Annotated in this window: 18 protein-coding genes and 3 pseudogenes; 18 read left to right on the top strand and 3 right to left on the bottom strand. The window is 53.4% G+C overall.

Annotation, left to right across the window (positions count from 1 at the left end; all coding sequences use genetic code 11):
• The first annotated feature begins 1 nt into the window (after window position 1).
• The 13 genes and pseudogenes from kdpA to D5366_RS11450 form a co-directional block, all read left to right on the top strand.
• Entirely contained in the window at window positions 2-1,708 is a 1,707-nt protein-coding gene (kdpA, locus tag D5366_RS11390; RefSeq protein ID WP_141493982.1) for a potassium-transporting ATPase subunit KdpA, read from the top strand.
• A 14-nt stretch (window positions 1,709-1,722) separates the two neighbouring features.
• Complete coding sequence (gene kdpB, locus D5366_RS11395; RefSeq protein WP_141493983.1) at window positions 1,723-3,831, top strand: potassium-transporting ATPase subunit KdpB; 2,109 nt, start codon at window positions 1,723-1,725, stop codon at window positions 3,829-3,831.
• Between the two features lie 10 nt (window positions 3,832-3,841).
• Complete coding sequence (gene kdpC / locus D5366_RS11400; RefSeq protein ID WP_141493984.1) at window positions 3,842-4,465, top strand: potassium-transporting ATPase subunit KdpC; 624 nt, start codon at window positions 3,842-3,844, stop codon at window positions 4,463-4,465.
• Complete coding sequence (locus D5366_RS11405) at window positions 4,465-7,152, top strand: sensor histidine kinase (RefSeq protein WP_141493985.1); 2,688 nt, start codon at window positions 4,465-4,467, stop codon at window positions 7,150-7,152. Before kdpC ends, D5366_RS11405 begins: the two co-directional genes overlap by 1 nt.
• A complete protein-coding gene (locus tag D5366_RS11410; protein WP_141493986.1) occupies window positions 7,149-7,832 on the top strand; it encodes a response regulator in 684 nt (227 codons plus the stop codon). Before D5366_RS11405 ends, D5366_RS11410 begins: the two co-directional genes overlap by 4 nt.
• A gap of 424 nt (window positions 7,833-8,256) precedes the next feature.
• Window positions 8,257-8,352 (top strand): annotated as a pseudogene (locus D5366_RS11415) (IS6 family transposase); the annotation flags it as partial.
• Between the two features lie 211 nt (window positions 8,353-8,563).
• Window positions 8,564-9,832, top strand: coding sequence for a TolC family protein (locus D5366_RS11420; RefSeq protein ID WP_141493987.1), 1,269 nt, complete (start codon window positions 8,564-8,566; stop codon window positions 9,830-9,832).
• A gap of 74 nt (window positions 9,833-9,906) precedes the next feature.
• Window positions 9,907-10,986: an efflux RND transporter periplasmic adaptor subunit gene (locus tag D5366_RS11425; RefSeq protein ID WP_170211109.1), complete on the top strand. Its 1,080-nt coding sequence runs from the start codon at window positions 9,907-9,909 to the stop codon at window positions 10,984-10,986.
• A gap of 6 nt (window positions 10,987-10,992) precedes the next feature.
• The gene (locus D5366_RS11430; protein WP_141493989.1) at window positions 10,993-14,058 is read left to right on the top strand and encodes an efflux RND transporter permease subunit; all 3,066 of its coding nucleotides are present in this window, start codon (window positions 10,993-10,995) and stop codon (window positions 14,056-14,058) included.
• Window positions 14,055-14,726 carry a response regulator transcription factor gene (locus tag D5366_RS11435; protein ID WP_141493990.1) on the top strand — a complete coding sequence of 224 codons (672 nt, stop codon included), beginning with the start codon at window positions 14,055-14,057 and terminating at the stop codon, window positions 14,724-14,726. The genes D5366_RS11430 and D5366_RS11435 overlap by 4 nt, the downstream gene beginning before the upstream one ends.
• Complete coding sequence (locus D5366_RS11440) at window positions 14,723-16,072, top strand: sensor histidine kinase (RefSeq protein WP_141493991.1); 1,350 nt, start codon at window positions 14,723-14,725, stop codon at window positions 16,070-16,072. The genes D5366_RS11435 and D5366_RS11440 overlap by 4 nt, the downstream gene beginning before the upstream one ends.
• Before the next feature lie 673 nt (window positions 16,073-16,745).
• Window positions 16,746-17,774 (top strand): annotated as a pseudogene (locus D5366_RS11445) (IS110 family RNA-guided transposase).
• A 282-nt stretch (window positions 17,775-18,056) separates the two neighbouring features.
• Window positions 18,057-18,230, top strand: a pseudogene (locus tag D5366_RS11450) (IS5/IS1182 family transposase); the annotation flags it as partial.
• Between the two features lie 114 nt (window positions 18,231-18,344).
• Here D5366_RS11450 and D5366_RS11455 read toward each other — a convergent pair.
• Together D5366_RS11455 and D5366_RS11460 are read right to left on the bottom strand one after the other, a co-directional pair.
• Complete coding sequence (locus D5366_RS11455) at window positions 18,345-19,070, bottom strand: hypothetical protein (RefSeq protein ID WP_141493992.1); 726 nt, start codon at window positions 19,068-19,070, stop codon at window positions 18,345-18,347.
• 331 nt (window positions 19,071-19,401) lie between these two features.
• The gene (locus tag D5366_RS11460) at window positions 19,402-20,118 is read right to left on the bottom strand and encodes an IS6 family transposase (RefSeq protein ID WP_141493993.1); all 717 of its coding nucleotides are present in this window, start codon (window positions 20,116-20,118) and stop codon (window positions 19,402-19,404) included.
• Window positions 20,119-20,291: 173 nt separating this feature from the next.
• Here D5366_RS11460 and D5366_RS11465 point away from each other — a divergent pair, with 173 nt between their 5' ends.
• The 5 genes from D5366_RS11465 (at window position 20,292) to D5366_RS11485 (ending at window position 22,244) form a co-directional block, all read left to right on the top strand.
• A complete protein-coding gene (locus tag D5366_RS11465; RefSeq protein WP_141493994.1) occupies window positions 20,292-20,594 on the top strand; it encodes a hypothetical protein in 303 nt (100 codons plus the stop codon).
• A gap of 218 nt (window positions 20,595-20,812) precedes the next feature.
• Window positions 20,813-21,055, top strand: a complete 243-nt coding sequence (locus D5366_RS11470) for a type II toxin-antitoxin system Phd/YefM family antitoxin (RefSeq protein WP_068173675.1) — start codon at window positions 20,813-20,815, stop codon at window positions 21,053-21,055.
• Complete coding sequence (locus D5366_RS11475) at window positions 21,052-21,477, top strand: type II toxin-antitoxin system VapC family toxin (RefSeq protein ID WP_141493995.1); 426 nt, start codon at window positions 21,052-21,054, stop codon at window positions 21,475-21,477. The genes D5366_RS11470 and D5366_RS11475 overlap by 4 nt, the downstream gene beginning before the upstream one ends.
• Before the next feature lie 138 nt (window positions 21,478-21,615).
• On the top strand, window positions 21,616-21,957 hold the full coding sequence (locus tag D5366_RS11480; protein WP_141493996.1) for a type II toxin-antitoxin system RelE/ParE family toxin: 342 nt from the start codon (window positions 21,616-21,618) through the stop codon (window positions 21,955-21,957).
• Complete coding sequence (locus D5366_RS11485; protein ID WP_141493997.1) at window positions 21,954-22,244, top strand: helix-turn-helix domain-containing protein; 291 nt, start codon at window positions 21,954-21,956, stop codon at window positions 22,242-22,244. The genes D5366_RS11480 and D5366_RS11485 overlap by 4 nt, the downstream gene beginning before the upstream one ends.
• Before the next feature lie 183 nt (window positions 22,245-22,427).
• On the opposite strand, the gene D5366_RS11490 is transcribed toward D5366_RS11485, so the two are convergent.
• Window positions 22,428-23,501, bottom strand: coding sequence for an AbrB family transcriptional regulator (locus D5366_RS11490; protein ID WP_141493998.1), 1,074 nt, complete (start codon window positions 23,499-23,501; stop codon window positions 22,428-22,430).
• Window positions 23,502-23,503: the final 2 nt, after the last annotated feature.

Here is a 23,503-nt window from a genome sequence, read left to right on the forward strand (position 1 = left end):
AATGTCATTTTATGGCTGGGTCACTATCATGGCCTTCCTTATCTGCATCATTGCGATAACAAGGCCGCTTGGTGGTTTCCTCAAACGTGTTCTCGAAGGAGAACAGCATGTTCTCGGGCGGATCTTCGGTCCGATCGAACGCAGCATCTATCGCATTGCGGGCCTTCACGAGGATCGGGAACAGTCCTGGTCGCAATATGCGATCGCGGTCATCGTCTTCAAGGTTATCTGCTTTATTGCGGTTTACACGCTTTTGCGTGTTCAGGGCGTCTTACCATTCAATCCAAATGGCATGGCCGGCGTTGCGCCCGATCTTGCCTATAATACCGCCATAAGTTTCCTGACAAATACAAACTGGCAGAGCTATGGCGGCGAGACGACCATGAGTCATCTCACCCAGATGCTTGGGTTGACGGTCCAGAATTTCGTTTCAGCGGCAGCGGGTATTGCGATCGCTGCAGCAGTCATTCGTGGATTTGCGCGTCGCAGTGCAACGTCAATAGGAAATTTCTGGGCTGATCTCGTACGGACGACGCTGTATATCCTTTTGCCGATCTGTGTAGTTCTGAGCCTTTTCTTCGTGTTTGAAGGTGTGCCGCAAACTCTGGCCGGCTCTGTCACAGCTCAGACGGTCGAAGGAGCTCGCCAGACGATCGCGCTTGGTCCTGTTGCATCACAGGAAGCGATCAAAATGCTCGGGACTAATGGCGGTGGTTTTTTTAACGTAAATTCTGCCCATCCGTTTGAAAATCCAAATGCATTAACCAATTTCGTGCAAATGCTAGCCATTTTCGCGCTAGGCGCGGGACTGACTAACATGTTTGGACGCATGGTCGGCAGAGAGCGGCAGGGATGGACAATTTTCTCCGCGATGGCAGCTTTGTTCTTTGTTGGAACCGTTGTCACCTACTGGTCCGAAGCACATGCCAACCCCTTGCTGCACGCACTCGGCATTGATCCGTCTCTGGGCAATATGGAAGGCAAAGAAACCCGCTTTGGGATCGTAAGCTCAGCGCTGTTCGCAACGGTAACGACTGATGCATCCTGCGGTGCGGTCAACGCCATGCACGAGAGTTTTTTGCCACTGGGAGGAATGGTTCCGCTCGTGAACATGATGCTTGGCGAAATCATCTTCGGTGGCGTCGGGTCGGGTCTCTATGGCTTCCTTCTGTTCGCCATTATCGCCGTCTTCATGGCGGGTCTGATGGTGGGACGTACGCCGGAATATCTCGGCAAAAAGATCGAAGCGCGCGAAATCAAAATGACGATGCTGGCTGTCTTGTGCCTGCCGCTAGTCATGCTCGGCTTTACCGCGCTCGCTGTTGTTGTGCCATCTGGCCTGTCTGCCCTGTCAGCAAGCGGCCCGCACGGATTTACCGAAGCGCTTTATGCCTACACATCGGCTGCGGCAAATAACGGCAGTGCGTTCGCCGGTTTAACGGCAAATCCGTTCTGGAACGTGACGCTCGGTATCGGCATGATGGTGGGGCGTTTCTTTGTCATTATTCCCGTACTAGCCATTGCTGGGGCAATGGCAGCAAAAAAAACTGCCACTCCAACGCTTGGTACGTTTCCTACCGATACGGGTCTTTTCATTGCCCTCGTGACAGGCGTGATCCTGATCGTGGGTGGCCTGACCTTCCTTCCTGCACTCGCTCTCGGGCCGATCGTCGAGCATCTCGCGATGCTGCGCGGCACCCTGTTCTAAGAGGCGCATTGTTCATGGCACTCCAGTTACCTCATTCCGAAGCCAACCATGGCGGGCGGCATTCGGAACATCGCAGTCAGAGCAGCCTGATTCAGGCGTCGCTTCTGCTGTCCGCGATCAGGGAAAGCTTCCGTAAGCTTGATCCGCGCATAATGTGGCGTAATCCGGTCATGTTCGTCGTAGAGGTCGTCACCATTCTGACGACTGTCCTGCTGGTACGCGACATAATCATTGGAGGAACCCATCTCGGTTTTGCGATCCAGATCAATCTTTGGCTCTGGTTCACGCTCCTCTTCGCCAATTTCGCCGAGGCCGTCGCGGAAGGGCGTGGCAAGGCGCAGGCCGACAGTCTACGCCGCACCCGAACCGAGACACTCGGAAAGCGTCTCTTGGCCAATGACGACGGAGTCTACTCACATTTCGGTATGTATGAGCAGATCCCGGCTCCTGAACTTGCGGTAGGCGACATCGTGCTGGTTGAAGCGAACGACTTCATCCCGAGCGACGGAGAAGTTATCGGTGGGATCGCATCAGTGGATGAATCTGCCATCACTGGTGAATCCGCTCCCGTGATCCGAGAAAGTGGTGGCGATCGATCCGCGGTGACGGGTGGCACACGCGTCCTGTCCGACTGGGTCATCGTGAGGATTACTGCGGCTCAGGGTTCCACCTTCCTTGACCGGATGATTTCGCTCGTCGAAGGCGCACAGCGCCAGAAAACGCCCAACGAGATTGCGCTAACGATCCTCCTGGCCGGCATGACGCTGATCTTCATATTCGCGGTCGCGACGATCCCAAGCTTTGTGCATTATGCAGGGGGTCATATTTCTGTTTTGATCCTCGTCGCGCTGTTTGTAACACTCATCCCGACGACCATCGGTGCTCTGCTGTCAGCGATCGGTATTGCCGGTATGGATCGCCTGATACGTTTCAATGTGCTTGCCATGTCTGGAAGGGCCGTGGAAGCAGCAGGCGACGTCGATACGCTGCTGCTCGACAAGACCGGGACGATCACCATCGGTGACAGACAAGCTACCGCATTCGCTCCTGTCTCAGGTGTAACGGAACACGAACTTGCTGATGCCGCACAACTTGCATCCCTGGCCGACGAAACGCCCGAAGGGCGCTCTATTGTTGTGCTCGCGAAGGAGAAATTCGGTATTCGCGGGCGGGATATGAAAGCCCTTGGTGCGCATTTTGTGCCCTTTACAGCGCAGACACGCATGAGCGGCGTGGATGTCGGGGACCGACATATCCGCAAGGGCGCAGTAGACAGCGTGATTGCCTATCTCGGGGAAGCTGTGCCATCCGTCGGTCAGATCCGCCAGATCGCCGACGAGATCGCCCGTCAAGGTGGTACGCCGCTTGCTGTAGCGGATAACACGCGCCTGCTTGGCGTGGTACATCTGAAGGACGTCGTCAAGGGCGGTATCCGCGAACGCTTCGCAGAACTGCGACGGATGGGCATCCGAACCGTCATGATCACCGGAGATAATCCCCTGACGGCTGCAGCGATTGCTGCAGAGAGTGGTGTCGATGACTTCCTTGCGCAGGCAACGCCGGAAGCAAAGCTCGCACTGATCCGTTCGGAGCAGGCGTCTGGCAAGCTGGTAGCCATGTGCGGCGATGGTACCAATGATGCTCCGGCTCTCGCGCAGGCCGATGTTGGGGTGGCCATGAATACGGGAACGGTCGCGGCACGCGAGGCCGGCAACATGGTTGACCTGGACAGTGATCCGACGAAACTCATTGAAATCGTGGGGATAGGAAAACAACTTCTGATGACGCGGGGAGCCTTGACGACGTTTTCGATCGCCAACGATGTTGCCAAATATTTCGCCATTATTCCTGCGATGTTTGTGGGCTTCTATCCAGCGCTTTCAGCATTGAACATCATGCATCTTGCCACACCGGAAAGCGCAGTGCTCTCAGCGATCATTTTCAATGCCCTGATCATCATCGCGCTCATTCCTCTGGCGTTGAGGGGTGTTCGTTACCGTCCGGTAGGCGCGGCGTCGCTTCTAAGGCGCAATCTCCTGATTTACGGCATTGGCGGCCTGATCGTCCCGTTCATCGGAATCAAACTCATAGACATGCTCGTGACGAGCATTGGTCTGGCCTGAGGACAATGGCATGACTCTTATCCGTCAACTTCGTCCCGCGCTGGTGATTTTCGGGCTTCTTTCCATTCTCACGGGCCTGATTTATCCATTAGGCATGACAGTTGTTTCGAGCGTTCTGATGCAGGACAAGGCGACCGGCAGTCTGATCCATAATGGCGAACAAACCGTTGGTTCTTCACTGATCGGCCAGAATTTCACGCAGTCCCGCTATTTCCACGGCCGTCCTTCGGCAACGACAGGCGCTGATCCGACCGATCCGACAAAGAGTGTCCCGACGCCCTATAACGCTGCGGCTTCGATGGCGTCTAACGCCAGCCCGACATCAAAAGCACTCGTTGAGCGTGTGGCCGCAGCTCTGGCGCAAGTAAGAGCGGAAAATCCCGAGGCGGTTGCGGCCGGCTGGTCAATTCCGATGGATCTGGTGACGACGTCAGCCAGCGGTCTGGACCCTGATATCTCGCCGCAGGCTGCATTTTTTCAGGTCAAGCGTATTGCACGCGTGCGTAATCTTTCCGAGGAGACGATTAGGGAACTGGTGGAGCACATGATTGTACATCCCCTCATGGGGTGGCTTGGCGAGCCGCATATTAATGTGCTGGAACTCAACATGGCTCTGGACGCCCTGCACAGGTAATGGAGACACATCTCATCCGCCCGGATCCTGACGCCCTTCTTCGACAGACCATGCTGAACGGTGACAGCCACAAACGCGGCCGGCTCAAGGTTTTCCTTGGTGCGGCGCCCGGTGTCGGCAAGACATTCGAAATGCTGACGGTTGCACATCAGTTGCAGCGCGACGGTATGGACGTCGTGATTGGCGTGGTCGAAACGCATGGCCGCTCTGAGACGGCAGCGCTGGTGAACGGGCTGGAACTGGTGCCTTTGCGCACTAACACCTACCGAAACCGGATCCTGACAGAGATGGATCTCGATGTGGTGCTCAGGCGGGCACCACGGGTCGTTGCCGTGGACGAACTGGCACATACAAACGCGTCGGGATCACGCCATCCGAAGCGCTGGATGGATGTCGAGGAACTTCTTGCTGCCGGAATCGACGTTCTGACGACCGTCAATGTCCAGCACCTTGAAAGTCTTAACGATATCGTCGCATCCATCACGCGGATCCGTGTGCGGGAGACGGTCCCCGATCACGTGATCGGGGACGCGGATGAGGTTGAGCTTATCGATCTGACCCCGAACGATTTGTTACAACGGATGCGTGACGGCAAAATCTATACCGAACACACCGCTGGCAGGGCACTGCTTCATTATTTTTCTCCAGGTAACCTGACGGCTTTGCGCGAGCTTGCTTTACGTCAGACCGCACAGCAGGTCGACGCGCAGCTTGTTGATCACATGAAGGCCAACGCGATTGCCGGACCATGGGCGGCAGGCGAGCGGATCATGGTCTGCCTGACCCTTCAGGACGGGGATGCCAGCCTCCTGCGCTATGGCAAGCGTCTTGCTGATCGTCTTCATGCTCCTTGGATCGTGCTCCATGTCGAAACGAACCGTGATCTGAGCGATACAGCTCGTGCAAGAATGGCGTCTCAGATGCATCTGGCGCAGTCCTTGGGCTCGGAGACGGTCACGATCCCAGGCCAAGACGTAGCACTTGATGCTGTTGCCTATGCAAGGATGCAGAACGTGACACAAATCGTGGCGGCACATCCTGCCGGTCACGGGTGGCGCGGGCGGATCCGGCAATGGTTGGGACGCGCAACGACGGAGCGTCTGATCCAGTGTGCGCAGGGTTTTCCTGTGCATGTCGTGCCACGTTCTCCCGGTGACAATGCGGTGACAGAACAAAACAGCAATGTCGAACCTTTCAAGGTTGGCCCGTATGTAACGGCTACCCTGATCGTTCTCAGCACGCTGGCGGTAGCACTCCTGTTGCGTCGGGGCTTTGAGGTCAGTAATGTTTCACTGGCCTTTTTGACCGCTATCCTCGGCGTGGCGGTGGCCTACGGTCTCTGGCCATCGCTATGGGCGTCCCTGCTGGGGATGCTTTGTTTCAATTTCTTTTTTTTGCCTCCTCTTTATACGTTGACGATTGCGGCCCCTGATAATGTCGTTGCCCTGTTCTTCTTCTTTGCAACGGCTGTCATCGCCAGCAATCTTGGGGCGCGTGTCCGAAACCAGGCCGTTGTGGCGCGACACCGGGCGGATATCACGCAATCGCTGTATCATTTCAGCCGCACAATCACGGGGATCATTAAACTCGACGATCTACTGTGGTCTGCAAGCCATCAGATCGCAACAATGCTCGACTGTGAGGTGGCCATGTTGCTGCCTGACAGTGAGAATCTGGAAGTCAAGGCGTCCTATAACGGCGGAAAAATCATTGGGGCCGACGATCTGGCGGCAGCAACATGGGCCTGGAAGCACAATAAAATAGCGGGCCGAGGATCGGATAATCTTCCGGGAGGGAAATGGCTCTTCATCCCTCTGCGAACCGGACGTGGACCAGTTGCCGTGATCGGCCTTCATGCGGAAAGAACAGGACCCATTCTCGACCTTGAACAGCAGGGGCTGCTGGATGCCTTGGCCGATCAGACCGCATCTGCCATTAAGAGTATTCTTTTGGCTGGGGAACTGGACCAGGCACGCCTCGATGTCGAAACCGATAAATTACGGGGAGCATTACTGACGTCGATTTCCCACGATCTGAGGACTCCTCTGGCTTCCATTCTAGGCGCAACATCCAGCCTCGAAAGTTATGGCGAGGAGCTCGATGAAACTGCGCGCAAGGAGCTACTTTCGACGATTCACGACGAAGCCGAAAGGCTCAATCGGTTTGTCGCCAATCTGCTGGACATGACCCGCCTTGAAGCCGGTGCTCTCCAGCCACGTCGGGAACCCGTGGATGTTGGCGAGGTCATTGCAAGTACGCTTTCCCGTGCTGCAGACCTGTTGTCCGATCACGAGATCGAGATACTCATTGAACCTGATTTGCCAATGCCGCTTCTGGACGACGTTCTTCTGGAACAGGCGCTTTTTAATATTCTCGACAATGCTGGAAAATATACCAACCCGGGGACGAAAATAATCATAATAGCGTCCTATGTCCCCGGCAGTCTTCTCATTCATATTAAAGATGAAGGGGAAGGGTTTTCGGCTAGCGACCCCGAAATGGCCTTCAGTAAATTCAAGCGCTTCAAATCTGCTGATCGATCCAGACCTGGAACTGGTCTGGGGCTTGCCATCTCCCGGGGTTTCATTGAAGCCATGGGAGGAAAAGTTATGGCGCGCAATCGACAGGATCGTTCGGGCGCAGAGTTGATCCTGACATTTCTTTTAGATGAGAAAAATACACAATGAGCGATCCGTTGGTACTGATTGTGGATGACGAGCCTGCCATTCGTCGGCTTCTTAGAACGTCGCTCGTCAGCCAGTCTTGGCGCGTAACAGAAGCCCGAACGGGAAAAATGGCCCTGAACATGGCAACGGAGGTCGTGCCGGACATCGTTGTGCTTGATCTGGGGCTTCCAGACATGGACGGCGTAGACGTTCTTCGACGTCTGAGAGGTGCTCACCCAACTCTGCCCGTCGTGATCCTTTCGGTCCGTGATGACGAACGGGGCAAAGTTGCAGCCCTTGAAGCGGGTGCTGATGACTATGTAACAAAGCCGTTCAGCATGGCTGAACTTATCGCCCGCATGCGCAATGCCTTGCGACACGCCTTACAGCAAGAAGGCACCATTCCGCAGTTTGTGTCAGGTGATCTGACAATCGATCTTGTACGCCGCCAGATCTTTCGAAGCGAGGATGAGATCCGGCTTTCACCACGGGAGTGGGATATCTTGCGTATGTTGGTTCGTTATGCGGGAAGGGTTCTAACACACCAGACAATCATGAGTCAGCTATGGGGAGCAACGGGCGATGTTCAACAGCTTCGCGTCTATATCCGGCAGATACGTCAAAAGATCGAAATTGATCCAGAGAGGCCACGATATATTATTACTGAAACGGGTGTCGGGTATAGGATGGTTCAATTATAAAAATTTCGTAACTATCACGCAATCATGAACATTATTTGTATAAATTATGCCTAATTTAATAAAATATTAACTGAAATCGGATCCCCGCTCCACCCCTTTTGTACAGTCTTTCTACTCAAGTAATACGAAGTAAGGAGGTAAATAATGGTAGCTTTATCGCAAGTTTTAACAGAAATCCGACATTCTGCATCCCCCCTATGCCACGCACACGGGCAGTCTTCGAACGTGTGCAGATTGCTTTGATGCACCTGATAAACGCCTTGAATAATCGCGTTGCGTTATAATCAGACTTTAAAAGAACATCGCCATCATCGCCTCTAATGTTTGAAAATACGGTTCAAACATTAGAGGCGATGATGGCCCTGTTGCAAAGTTGAGCATCCTGTTGGAAACCCCTGCCGGTAGTTAGAGTAGGGTTTGGCAGATGCGTGATTTTAAGGGTCGTCATTTTGGTGGTGAAGTGATCCTATGGGCGGTGCGCTGGTATTGCCGCTATGGGATTAGCTGCCGCGACCTTGAAACCACTCACATTAACCACCCCACCGCAAATTTATGACAGTTTCAGGTAAGAGATCAAACTTTGCAACAGGGCCCCTAGCTTTACAATTAGGGCCTGCGACGAAACGTTTGGAGTAAAAGGTGGCAATATAAATTCGGCTTCGCAACATTCAGCATGTTGTAAGCTTTCTCTGCTAGCTTGCGAATAAGTCAGAAGCTGGCAGGGAGATAAGATGCAGCTCTACCCACCTTGCGCGCGGCGTCTGCGCGGCCAATACCGCACTGCTATCATCGCCGTGGGCTGCGTCATTGCTTTGAACGCGCATGCAAACGCCAAGACGTGGTCGTTCCATGACGCTGTGCGCGCGGCATGGACGCGCGATCCGGCCCAAGCTGCGCTGCATGTCGCAGCACAGGCGGCGGACACCGAGGCCTCGGCCGCGCGCACTTGGTTCCCGGCCGGCGCCATCATTAATGCCCAGTATCTCGACGATCATTTCATCGGCAGCAACCAAGGCTATACAACCTACCAGGGGCAGATTTCGATGCCATTCTGGCTGCCTGGCCAAGGCACAGCGACCGAACGTGCCGCACTGGCCGACAAGGCGGTGGCGCGCGCTAATGCCGACATGGAACGCATGGCCATCGCTATCCAGGTTCTTGACATTGCATCGGCGGCACGGACGGAAGAACGCCGCCTCGCCGTACTGTCCACTGAATACCGTGTAGCCGGCGACATAGCCGAACGCTCGGATCACGCCTTCGCTGTAGGCGAGGAAGCCCGTACCGATCGCGATGCCGTCTTCGCCTTCCTCAGCGATATTGGTGCTCAGCAGGCGCAGTCCACGGAACGACTTGCCGGCTATCGCGCCGATCTATCACGGCTTACGGGCTCGGACGCGCTGCCAGACATCATGACAATTGACGGGCGCTTTCTTGACCGGCAGGGCAACATTCAGGAGCGGTTGGTCGTCGAACGCGATCCGAGGGTGATTTATGCGGACAAGGTCGTTCGGGCGGCGGATGCGTCGCTCGACGTGACGCGGCGGACCTGGATGCCGGCACCTAGCGCGGGCATCCAAGTCGTTCGCCAAAAGCAATTCGAGGCGTTGTGGGACACGGCGGTCGGTGTGCAGGTGGCGATGCAGTTGCCAAGCCGGTCCCAGCACGAACCACAACTCATGCGCAAGGTTCGCGCCGAGGCGGATGCGCAGCGCGATCTGTTGCGGGCGCGCCAGATCGTAGGCTCGGAATATTCCCACACATTCGCGCGGCTGCGTGCGTCGGTGGACATCCTGAACGAGGTGCGATCGCAATGCGCCGCATTATCGGATCGACAAGCGCAGATGACGCGTGCGTGGCGCATAGGAGAGACATCCGTGATCGAAGCTCTGCGTGCACATCAGGCAGCTCTGTCAGCCTGCCAATCGCACGAGGCAGCCGAGGTTGCGTGGCATGCGGCGATCGCCCGATTGCTGATTTCCATCGGTGCGACGCCATGACGGCGCGGCGGATCGTCCTCGGGGGTGCCCTAGGAATCACCCTAGGGGCCACCTGTCTGCTGTCGGTTCGCGCAATGGCGGAAGAGATCCGCATGGATCGCTTGGCACAGGCGAACGAAGAGCTGAAGACCGAGATCGTCCACGCCGGCACGCTCCGCGCCACGCTTTCCGCGATGGCGCGAGTCGATATCGATACAGGGCGCTCGGTCACGATACGCCCCGCAGGCGACGGCAAGGTGTTGTCCGTATTGGTCACACCGGGGCAAACCGTACGGCAGGGGCAGGTCCTGCTGACCTACACCGATCATTCGTTGCATATCATGGCCCTTCAAAAGAAGCAGGCATATGCCGCACTGGGTGCGGCATATGCCGCGCTGTCCGAGGCCGAAGCAGCCTACGGCCGGGGTCGAGCCCTTGCAGGGGCGGCCGTAGCAACGGGCGAGGTCAAACGCCGGCAAGCGATCGTGCAGGAAGATCGTGACACAGTTATTGCCCGCCAGGCCGATATCGACACGATCGAGCACCGTTTGGCCGAAGAGTTCAATTCCCCGACCGAGCGCATCGAACACGAGGAAGAATCCGCCCTGATCGCGCCGGTTGACGGGGTCGTGCGGTCCATCCCGGTCGGCGTAGCCACCGATATCAGCCCACAGACCATTGTCGCGGAAGTGGCCGACCTATCCTGCGTCTGGATCACGGCCGAGATCGTGCCGGATGCCGCGGCTAGGTTGGCCCCGGGTAATGCGATCCGCTTTCGCCCACCAGGAGACCCTGCCGCGACCCCCGTGCTATCGACGATTTCAACCATCGACGGCGTGGCCGACCCGGCGACGGGGCTCGTGCGCGTTATCGCGCGGGCCAAGGGCCCAAGCACGCTGCTCCGGCCGGGTACGATGCTGGATGCGACGATCGATACGACCCGGCAGGCCGACGGTCTCGAAGTTCCCCGCAGTGCTCTACAGCGCATGGGCGCACATACGGTGGTCTTCGTCCAAGCAGGTCCAGAAACCTTCTTCGCCAGAATGGTGCACGTCCGTTTGATCGGCGAGGACACGGCCATAGTTGAAGGATCACTCGCAACCGGCGACAAGGTCGTGACGGATGGAAGTTTCGCTCTGCGCGCAGTCGCGGCGCTGTCCAGCGATGCCAACTGACAGGTCATGAACGTGCTGGAATTCATGCTCAAAAATCGCGGCGTCATGCTCGGGCTGATCATAGCTCTGATGCTAGGCGGGTTGGCGACCATTCCCGGCTTGCCGGTCGAGCCCGCGCCGGATATTTCGCCCCGGCAGGTCATGGTGTCCGTCACGGCCCCCGGACTGGCGACGGAAGAGGTGGAAAAGCTCATCACCCTGCCCGTCGAAACGGCGCTGACGGGAATCCCCGGCACGACGGATCTACGCTCGGTGTCACGCACCGGGGTCAGCGCGATCTATCTCCAGTTCGCCGATGATACCGACATCGATCTAGACCGGACCCGCGTATCGGAGCGTCTGGACATCGCGCGCGGCAACATCACCGTTCCCAACGCGACCCTAATGCTCGGCCCGCGCGCAACAGGCATGGGCGAGATCATGCAGATTCAGCTCAAGGGTCCGGGCTTTTCGCCCATGACGCTGAACCGGCTAATGACATGGACGGTAGCCCCCATGCTCAAGCTTGTGCCGGGCGTGGCCGACGTCAACGTCAATGGCGGCGCGGAAGAAACGTTCCAGATCGCCCTTCAGCCTGCTCGCCTGCGCGCATTAGATATTTCTATAGCTCAGGTCGACCGGGCGATTGAGGAAAACAACGCCGCGTCCGGCGGCGGCTGGATCGCACAGGGAGCGACAGCGCAAGTCATTGTCGGTCGTTCGCTAGTCCAGGGCCTGGACGCATTCGGCGCCATACCCGTGAAATTCGGGGACCGCGGAAACGCCATTCGGTTGCGTGATCTGGGCATCATCTCCGAAGCTGCGCGCATGCGGCTCGGCGCCGTGACGCGCGATGGCCAAGGCGAGATCGTCAACGGTGTCGTCATGATGCAGATCGGGGCGAGCTCGAATGCGACGATCACCGGCATCAGGGCCGCCCTTCCTGCCATCCGCCAGGCACTGCCGACGGGTATCAGCCTTGATCCGTTCTACAGCCGAACCACGCTGACCGATCAGACGATCACAACGATTAAGGAAAATCTCGTGATAGGCGCGGCATTAGTGCTGCTGGTTCTCGTCGTGGTGCTAGGCGACTGGCGCGCGTCGCTTGCGATCGCAAGCGTCATCCCGGTTGCGCTAATTGCGGCGATGGCCGGTATGCGCCTGTTCGGCGTATCGGCCAATCTGCTGAGCTTGGGCGCCATCGATTTCGGGATGATCGTCGATAGCGCCCTCGTCATCGTCGAGCATCTGATGGCTGAGCGGGGCAACCGTCCCAATTCCGCAGCGCTTCCACGGCTTGCGATCCACACCACACGGTTGGTCGCGCGCCCGGTTATCTTTGCGATCGCCGTCATCATCATGGTCTACCTACCGATCCTCACCCTACAGGGGATCGAGGGCAAAATGTTCAAACCGATGGCCCAGACGGTCATCATGGCACTTCTGGCATCCTTGATTTACGGTTTTGTGGGCGTGCCGTTGATAGCAAGCCTCTTGTTGCGTCGCAGCCCGCCCGATCGAGAAACTCGACTCATTGCAAGCATGCGCCGACATTACGAACGCGCGCTTGACTGGAGCCGAACCAGGGCGGAGCTGCTAATTGGCATTGTGGCTGTCGTCGTCGCCACGGCCGCCCTGATGGGTAGTCGATTGGGGGGCGAATTTGTACCACAACTGAAAGAAGGGTCGCTTGTCGTGACGTCAGTGCGCTTGCCAAGCGCGTCGCTAGCGACCGTTCTGGCAGATGTGACGCGCGAGGAACGCATCGTGCGGGGGTTTCCAGAGGTCGCCACGATCGTTAGCAACACGGGCACGGCTGCGATTCCGACCGATCCGATGGGCCCTTATGAAACCGACAGCTTCGTTCTGCTCAAGCCCTCGTCGACCTGGCCTACCGGGATGACCCAGGAAGCGCTGGTTGCCGACCTGAGCGCAACCCTCCAGCGCGAATTGCCCGATGCGGAATATTCCTTTTCGCAGCCTATTCAGATGCGTATGGACGATTTGCTGTCGGGCGTTCGGACACAACTGGCGGTGTTCATCTACGGCGAGGATCTCGATCGTCTCGGCGCGTTGGCCGCGAAAACCGCGACCGTGTTGCGCAGCGTCTCCGGTGCGGCGGACGTTCAGGTGCAGGGAGACGGAACCGTTCCGTTCCTTCGGATCGACGTCAATCGCGATGCCGCAGCTAGGCTTGGTGTAGCGGTTCCCGATATCCTGGCCATGGTTGAAGCGATCGGCGGCCGCGCCGGCAAGCCCGTGATCGTCGACAATGCCATCGTGGGAACCCAAGTCCGCCTTGATCCGTCATTCGTGACGAATGTTGATCGCATCGGCGATCTGCAGATTCGTCGTGCTGACGGGAAAGGCTGGGTGCTGCTGAGCGAAGTGGCGCGTATCGCAACGCTCGACGGACCGCCACGCATCGATCGCGACGGCTTGCAACGACGTATCATCATTCAGGCCAACGTTCGTGGCCGCGACACCAGTTCGTTCGTGACCGACGCCCAAAAGGCGGTGGCGCGCGCCGTCTTCTTGCCGCACGGATATCACATTGTCTGGGCGGGACAATTCCGCAATCTTCAATCGGCGATGGCCCGGCTAAATATCGTGGTGCCGATCGCGCTTGGGTTGATATACGGCCTGCTGGTGGTGGCGTTGGAGTCACAGGGCGCTGCGGCACTTGTGTTCGTCAACCTGCCGGTCGCGGCGACAGGAGGTATCTTCATGCTGGTGTTTCGGGGGTTTCCTTTCAGCATCGCCGCAGGGATCGGGTTCATCGCCCTTTTCGGCGTCGCTATTCTAAATGGTGTCGTGCTGCTCAGTCAGATCGGTTTGTATCGCAAGGCCGGCATGACGCCTGGCGATGCGGCTTTTGCCGCCGCACGCTCACGTTTTCGTCCCGTCATCGCGACTGCATCCGTTGCCATGCTCGGCTTTTTTCCTATGGCTTTTTCCGCTGGTGCTGGTGCTGAGGTCGAGCGCCCGCTGGCTAGCGTGGTCATCGGTGGGCTCGTTTCGTCCACCGCCCTAACATTGTTGTTGCTACCGGCGTTCTATGCCCGGCTTTTCGGCGGTAGACAGTCGTGAGAATTCTAGTGGTTGAGGACGAACCTGCCTTGGGGGCAGCCGTGGCGGAGCGTGTGCGGCAGGCGGGCCATGTCGCAGACTGGGTGGCGACGCTGGCGGACGCGCGCGCAGCATTCAAGGCGTTTACCTATGATTTTGTCTTGCTGGACCTAGGCTTGCGGGACGGCAATGGTCGCGTTTTCTTACGCGAGATCCGCGCCAGAAAAACATCCGCCGCCGTCATGATCACCACGGCCATGGACCAGATCCGCGACCGGATCGGCGGCCTGTCGGACGGAGCGGACGATTATCTGGTCAAACCATTTGATCTCAACGAACTGATCGCCCGGATTGATGCGGTGGCACGGCGATACGTGGCGCTGCCCATCAACACGATCCGACGTGGCGACACGGAAATCGACCTAGCTCGACGGTGCGTATCTTATGCGGGAAATGCGATCGACCTGACGGCCCGCGAATGGGCCGTGGTTGAACTTCTGGCCCGCAGGCCGGGCGCGATTTGCTCGAAAGAGCAGATCGAGGACGCGCTGTATGGTCTCGGCGAGGTGGTCGAAAGCAACGCTATCGAGGTTTTCGTCAGCCGCATCCGCAAGAAAATAGGCTCCAATGCGATCCGCACCCTTCGTGGGCGCGGTTACGCGCTGGCTGGCAGTTCGGAGGACGTATGACGGGTCGATGGAGCCTGTCGGCACGGATCGTATCGGGGGTCCTGATCGTCGTATCAGGTGCGTTAATCGGCCTTGGCATCACGCTGGCATCGTTCACACGGTTCGAGGTCACGGAACGCTTGGACAATTCATTGCAGGAGGTCGCGGAGCGTCTGGCCATCGTGGTGTCGGACTGGCGCCGCTCCGATGCGGCCGAGGGTATTGCAGCCGTGGCTCGCGTACCGCATGTTGATCGTCGGACGCTAGCCTATCAGGTGGTCATGCCGGATGGCGGCATGGTGTTGCGGTCGCAAAATGCACCGGAACGCCCTTTCTGCGTCCCGCTCAAGGACGGATTTTATTCCCAACCCTCCTTCCGTGTCTATGTCGCGCACTCGCAGGTCAACCAGCAGATCATCCTAGTGGGCGAGCCGAATTTCCACCGGCATGAAGCCGTGCTGCGGGCGGTTTTGCTGACGCTTGCGCCGCTGGCCGCTCTTTTTCCCATTATCTGGTTGTTGGTGACCTGGATTGTGCAGCGTTCCCTGACGTCAGTCGTACGATTACGAGCTGAAATTCAGGCCCGCAACGGAAGCAACCTGACGCCGATCCCGGCGCAGGACCTGCCGCCCGAACTGGCGTCGATCCAGGCCGCGGTCAATTCGTTGCTGGCGCGCCTGACATCGGCATTGGCGACAGAACGCGCATTCGCTTCTAATGCCGCCCATGAGTTACGCAATCCGATCGCCTCCCAGCTGGCGCAGGCGCAATTGCTCCAAGGCCAGCTAAATGGACATCCATCGTTCGACACCTCAGTACTGATCGTCGAACAAGCCAAGCGTATCGGTCGCATTACGGATAAATTGTTGCAATTATCCCGAGCTGCCTCAGGAGTCGCGTATACGAGCGAACTGTGTAATCTCGTCTTTTTAATTGATTTGCTACGGCGGGATCTTGCAAAGGATGATCGTATCGAGTTTCACAATTGCGGCACCCCTGATTTCATCGTGCAGGGAGATCCCGATGCGATCGGCATCATGTTGCGAAACCTTCTGGAAAATGCGTTGAACCACAGTCCTGGTGGATCAATGATCCGCATCGTCGTCGGTCCGTCAGGCGTCGTGCAGATCGACAACGACTGTGACGTCATCGATACTGTTGCACTCAAACGTTTGCTCGAACCGTTCGAGCGCGGCTCGCGGGATGTGGAAGGGAGCGGTCTTGGCCTGGCCATCGTGACCAGTGTTGCGCGACAATTAGAAGTGTCTGTCAAATTTGATTCCCCCGTACCTACACAAAACAGTGGGTTCCGGGCGACCCTAGTGTTTGAGAAATCATTATCAACTTGTATTGCATACGAGGGTTGAGAAGGAGAATTGCGGACCCTGTTGCAAGGTTGAGCATCTTGTCGGAAACCGCGGCCCTGTTGCAAAGTTAGGTTAAAGCCGCGTGCATCCTGTTTGTTTTGATTTTCGAACGGTTTAGAGGCTGAATTGTCTTTCGATGAGACGCACTTCTCCCATGATGCCCTCTTGGAACTGGAAGAGTTTAGCTTGTGGTGATGTCAATGGCAGCCATTGGATAATGACGCAGGTGCTAGCCTACGACCGCAGAGAGGATCGGTTCCAATCCCTGTTTGTCCAAACGGTTGGTAGTAACAACAATCAGGAGATCCGTGTCATAGAACACGGCCCCCTTGCGGGCGACATCGTCATAGCTGAACCGACTACAGATGCGCCATATGGGTACTGGATCACGGTCCTTAGCCAAGACTCTGCAACCTACCGAGAAAGGATGTGGTTCCGGAGCGCAACGCATTATGGCGGGCTCTGTTGCAAAGTTCTAAAATTGCCGTTTTCGTGTTGATTACGATATAAATAACTTACTGATTTTATAGGTGTTTGGATTTTTGTGTCGACGTGAAATCAGCCGAAAATTCAACTTTGCAACAGAGATGGGGTGGTTGCCGTCCTCCCCTAACGGCATCGGTATGTGCCAACGTGGTAGATGTGAATAGCCACGAGTAAGAGAGAACGGCAGATGAACGATACGATGATTGGCATTGATCTGGCAAAGAACGTTTTCCAGATTCACGCAGCTTCCATCACGGGGGATTTACTGTTCCGCAAGAAGATCCGCCGTCCACAATTCCTTTAGTTTATGGCCAGCCAACCGGCGGCGCTTGTTATCATGGAAGCGTGTGGAAGTGCTCATTATTGGGCACGGGAATTGGTGAATGCGGGTCACGAGGTAAAGCTGATCGCACCGCAATATGTGCGCCCGTTCGTCAAACGCCAGAAGAACGACGCAGCTGACGCTGAAGCGATTGTTATTGCTGCCCGGCAGCCGGAGATGCGCTTTGTGACACCCAAAGCAGAAGATCAGCAGGCACGGACCGTTTTATATCGTTGCCGTGATCGACTGGTTCACCAGCGCACTGAACTGGTGAATGCTCTTCGCAGCACGCTTTATGAGTTTGGTCTGGTGGTTCCGAAAGGAATGACCTATCTCAAGCGCCTTGAAGAGATGGTCGACGATGAAAGCGTTCGTCTTCCAACTCTTGTTCGTCAGGAATGTCGGGACCTTCTCGAACAGATCGACGCGCAGTCAAGGAAGATTGCAGAAAAGACCCGTGCGATGGTCAGGCTTTCGCAAGAGAGCGGTGTGGCTCAGCGTCTGGAGACAATGCCTGGGGTCGGGCCTTTGACGGCCCTGGCCGTGGAAGCTTTTGCACCTGCAATGGAGACTTTTCGCTGCGGACGCGATTTTGCGGCTTGGCTTGGGCTGGTTCCAAAGCAGTTTTCGTCTGGTGGCAAGGAAAGGCTCGGGCGGGTTTCGAAGGCCGGCCAGGCTGACATTCGGCGATTGTTGATCATAGGGGCAATGTCGCGTGTAGGCTGGGCGGGGCGTAAACCTCCCGTTCCGGGCTCCTGGCTGGCCCGGATGATGGCCTGCAAGCCGCGTATGCTCGTCGCGATCGCGCTGGCCAACAAAATGGCCCGAACGATTTGGGCCATGCTGACAAAACACGAAAATTATCGGGATCCGGTTCTGACTGCTGCGAGATGAGTTGAACTCAGTCGTATGTAAGCAGAACCGGTAAAGGGGTGTGAGAAAGCGACGACCCATATGGGCGCATGATCGAGCCGATCCGGATTAGGAAAACCAGCCAAGGGCTCAGTGTTCTCAAATACGGAACAGAGATTTGGACCCGATCCGCAGATCACCATATCGGCCAGCGGCTTTTGTAAATGCCGCGTTCAAAGGCCTGACAGAAGACCGCAATCGATCACTCGCACATCAGGGCCAGAAACTTCTTGCATTTCAGACGGCAACCACAGAAGCCCGAGGAAGTCGGTGATCAGATCTCGCGTCGAGTGCGTCTTTGTCGATCAAAAATCACAGACAAGACTGTTCGTCCGAACCGTAGGCTTAACGCGGGCCACTATGAGGATCGATCTGGCCAATATCGTCCATAATATACGCCGCTTTCTCCTTCTGGAGCGGATTAACGCCGCTCCGTAGCAATCCAGAGTATGAAACCCTCTCTTTGCTCAAAGCGCAGGGTGAAAATCAGGACCAGGAACCAGAAATCAAGCGCAAGGGCAATCAATCAAGGGCTCTTCGAACTCTCCAATATTAATCAGAAATATTATGTAAATTAATCATATTAAAAGACGAATCTTTTTGTATTTTACTTACATATTCCTTTATAAAATCCCAATTTGATTTTTTGTTAAAATTTTTATTTAGAGAAATCCATCCTTCTACATCCCAAATAAATTCATTATTAGGGTTTTTAATTAAAGAAGACCACCCTTCTACAGGGTCACTTGGTATTGTATTTTTCTTTTGATCCTTAGAAGGTTCATTCGATAATGACGATGGCGTCATGATTAAAATACCAATTAACTCACCTTCACGTGAAAATATGTGGCCTACAAAGGTGCCAGTACACGCTCTTGGTTGACATGTTGTAAAAAATACGAGGTTGGAAATTTCCTGATTTCCATTTGGAACAGTATTTGATTCAGCCGTTTTGTACGTAGATATAATATCATCTTTAGTATTTTTAGATAATTTATTAAAATATTTTGTCTTTAACAAACTAAATTCGCAATCTTCGAAATTATTAAATTCTCTACCTGAAAGAGACATCAGATAATCATTGAAATCTATATCTGAAAACTTTGTATTCGAATTATACCTTCTAGGTATTTTTGCTATTATTTCTTTTAAATAAATAGGAAGCCTTTTGTAATTACAAAAATTATTTATTGGAATATCTTTTTCTTTGGAAAAAGATATTCCAATATTTATTGTATTTAATATTATCATAAATATAATTAAGAAAATTTTAATCATTCTACTTCTCCAAGAAGTCTCGTATTATCTAATTATCGGGAATCTTTAATTCCAAAAATTTGTTTTATATTATCTGATGCTTCTTTATAGTTTTCTGTACGGAAACTACTCCATAATTGGTGCTTTGCTACAGCTGCGTTATCCTTACTAGAAACATAACCAAATCCTGGCCCCATAACATATGACAAATCTATAATTGCAGTTTGTACCTTAGCAGGTAAATCTTTAAATTTTTTCCCCGTACTATCTTTATCAAATAGCCTCGCTACCCTCTGGGCGGCCCTGTTGCAAAGTTAAGTCTGGGTCGCGTGGATCTCTTTTGTTTTGATTTTCAAACGGTGTAAACTCCGGATTGTCTCTCGATGAGACGCACTTCTCCCATGATGCCCTCTTGGAATTGGAAGAGTTCAGCTTGTCCCTTTTTCAAGGCGCGCATGACCTCAAAACCCTTAATCGTCGCATAAGCGGTTTTCAGGCTTTTGAAGCCACGGACAGGTTTAATCAGTTGTTTCAGCTTGCCGTGATCGGCCTCAATCACGTTGTTCAGAGACTTCACCTGACGGTATTTCACCGTATCGGGAAGCTTACCGTTCTTCTTGAGTTCGTTGATGGCTATGCCGTAGGTTGGGGCTTTATCCGTGTTGATTGTCTCGGGCTTCTCCCAGTCCCTCAGGCCATTCAAAGCTTTGCCCAGAAAGCGTTTGGCAGCCTTGGCGTTCCGGGTCTGTGAGAGGAAGAAATCAATCGTATCCCCATCCTTATCGACCGCCCGATAGAGATACGCCCATTTCCCTTTGATCTTGATGCAGGTATCATCAACCCGCCAGCTGCTGGAAAACCCCGGGCGTTTCCAATACCAGCGGGGGCGTTTTTCCATCTCGGGTGTATACCTCTGAACCCAGCGGTAGATCGTTGAATGATCAACGCTCACACCGCGTTCACAGAGCATGGTTTCAAGGTCGCGGTAACTAATCCCATACCGACAATACCAGCGCACTGCCCATAGGATCACTTCACCACAAAAATGACGGCCCTTGAAATCACGCATCTACCAAGCCCTACGCTAACACCGGCAGCGGTTTCCAACAGGATGCTCAACTTTGCAACAGGGCCGCCCGTGAGTACGGAATAAGCCGAGAAACCCTCTATCAATATCTGAGGGCTTATCCGAATGGCGGTGTTCGCATACGGCCAGTAAAAGAGGTTGTTCAAGACGCATCTATGGACGCAAAGCCTTTCATTGCGACCCTTATTCTGAACATTCAGAGTAAGTCGGCCTCCGGACCGAGCCTTTCCTCGGTTCGAGCTGAGATCGAAGACATGCTAGCGGAAGATTATGATGTGCAGAAGAACGAGAAGGGCGAGTATAGATTAGCTATTCCTGCTGAGTACACGCGCACAGAGCACGATCTCACTGCTGAGATAGCGGATCTCTTTGCCGAAATTGATGTCATTGCTGAAGAGTATGACTGTACGGCCATTGCAACGCTTCGTGAGGTGGAAGGGCAGGGGCGGGTTTGGTGAGCTCGTGCTTAGCAGGCCTGACCACAATTACTTACATAGCCCTTGGCTCGGCCGAGCAGCCCAGCCAAGGGCTGGCTACGGGGGAGTGCGGAAGGTCGGCTGTTTCCAATGATATGGCAAATAGCGGACATGTAATTTAATGCCGCAGACTGATTTTTATACCTTTCAATGAATCCATATGTTATAAAGTGACTAGTTTTATGGTCAGGAGAAGCATTGTGCAGACTGTGAATTTGGTGGATGCAAAAGCCCACCTCAGTCGTCTGGTAGATCAGGCCATGCAGGGAGAACCTGTACGTATTATGCGTCGGGGAAAAGTTGTTGCACAGATCGACAAAGTTACACTTAAGCGTAAACCCGTTGATTTGAACGCTTTACGCACTCTCACAGCAAGCATGGCACCCCAGACAGTGTCCGCACGAGAGATGGTGCGGGATATGCGAGACGAGGCACGATATTGAGCATCTATATCGATACATCCGTTCTAGTTGCAGCCCTGACCAACGAGGCTGAGACAGATCGGATGCAATCTTGGCTGGCTAGTCAAAATCCTGACGTGTTGTATGTAAGCGACTGGGTCGCGACTGAATTCTCTTCAGCGCTTTCAATCAAATTGCGGACTGGTCAGATTACCGTCGCCGATCGGGCAAATGCGTTGGCCCTTTTTACTCGCTTGTCCGCTGAAAGCTTTCAGATTCTACCCGTGACAACACAGCAGTTTAGGGCTGCTGCGCGCTTTTCTGATCAATATACGTTGGGGCTGCGTGCAGGTGATGCTTTGCATCTTGCTGTATGTGCCGATCATGGAGCTACACTATGCACTCTTGATAAGCGCCTCGCTGAGGCAGGCCCCAATATTGGCATAAACACAAAATTACTATGATTTGTCGGTCGTGGGGGGCGAACGGAAGGTCCGATTTCGGGCTGAGAGCCTTGGAAGCAGACTTCCTCCACGACGCTAGTATTCAAATAGATACAATATGTCATTGACGTATAAGTCATTGGCCTACAATTATCTTGTATGACAAAATTGCAAACCGTTGTTGAGTTGCCTGAATTCATTAAACGGGCGAGAGCCATAATGTCAGATGTAGAACGGACAGGTCTCATTAACATGCTGGCGAGAGAGCCTGCTGCTGGAATATTTTTAGGAGGTGGTCTCCGCAAAATACGCTTTTCACGAGATGGTAGCGGTAAGAGTGGGGGCGATAGAACACTCTACGTTTTCGGTGGAACGCATATGCCCATCTTTCTGCTGACCGTTTTTGCTAAAAACGAGAAAGACAATTTTACGAAGATCGAGCAAACACACCCTATCCAAGTCAGTAAAACCTTGGTGGCCAGATATGGAGAAAAATCATGAGCGCCTATAACAGTATCCTACAAGGGCTGAACGAAGCCCTTGCATATGCTGATGACCAGGATGTCAAAGCTCACGCTCATCATATTCAGGTTCCCACAGTTAATGTGGCGGCTATTCGGGGTCAAACCGGCTTGTCACAAGCACAATTTGCGAAAAGTATCGGCGTAGCGAAAGGCACGCTGTTGAATTGGGAACATGGTCGTCGCCAGCCAACGGGACCGGCTCAAGTGCTCTTGGCTATGCTGGAGAAGAACCCTTCACTAGTGAGTGATCTTTTAAGCGCATAAGCTAATGTTTTATGATGAGGCTTTATCGGTATGAAAAAGCCTCATCTACGGGGGATGCGTGCATCCGCACTCTCTAGCACGAGCAAGTTAATGTGCCATCACCACTCACTGGTATTTTACTCATCGGCGTCATCTAGCAGGCCAAACTTAACGTGACACCACCAATAAATTGATATACGAGCGTTATAGGCTCATTTTTTTACTAAGATATTTAGAAATTATTGGTGCGGTAATAATAACTATTATAAATCTTAATATTTGCATTGCCATGACAAATGGCATGTCTACCGGGGCTGATTCTGCAATGATAGCAATCGAATCTGATCCACCAGGACTCATAGCTAAATAAGCAGTAAGAATATCTATTTTATAAAATTTTACCAGAATAACTGAAAATAATCCACACACACCGATAAGAGTAAGCGTTGAAATCAATATTTTTGGCAAAAAATTTAAAGATTTTACAATGATATCACGGTCAAACTTTAATCCTATACTCCATCCTATTATTACATAGCATGTAAATAGTAACCAATAAGGGAGTTCTATATTAACAATATTAAAGTTTTGTAGTATAGCTCCTATTATTATAGGAAAAAGTAAAGACCCAGAAGACGATTTTAGTGATTTTGCCACCATGACTAAGAAAAATGTCAACAAAATATTTTCAAATAAAACTAGATAATCTAAATGATAAAACGTATTATGGTACACAATTTTATTTTGGTATGAAGTTTTTCGGTTAATAAAAAACTCTATTACAGATGCAATTATAGTAGCGCATATAACTCGTAAGTATTGCATGACAGCTACTAAACGAACATCAGCTCCGTATGCCTCTCCTAAGATAGTCATTGCATAAGCAGCTCCTGGGGAGGATCCCCAGATGGCTGTTGTCCCAGGGAGTAACTTCATCTTTGTCAATAAGAAACCTATAAATGTACTTGTAAATATTATTACTAATACACCTAAGAAAAATGGTATATAATGGGAATATATTTCAGGAAGCACAGATGACTTCAAGCTTTTCGCTATCAGTAATCCTAAAAAGCCTTGAGACAAGGAAAATAAATAGTTATTTATTTTTATTGTTGTTTTTGTTTTTTTTAATGAGAAAATAATTGATCCGATCATTGGTCCCAGCAAAAAAGATGCTGGGACATGAATTACATTAAGTATGAAGGTCGAAAGTATGGATACAGTCGATAAGATTGCCCATTCAAAATATTTTTGGTTTTTTACTATTAATAAATTCATAT

It is taken from the genome of Neokomagataea tanensis (genome assembly GCF_006542335.1).
GTDB classification, from domain to species: domain Bacteria; phylum Pseudomonadota; class Alphaproteobacteria; order Acetobacterales; family Acetobacteraceae; genus Gluconobacter; species Gluconobacter tanensis.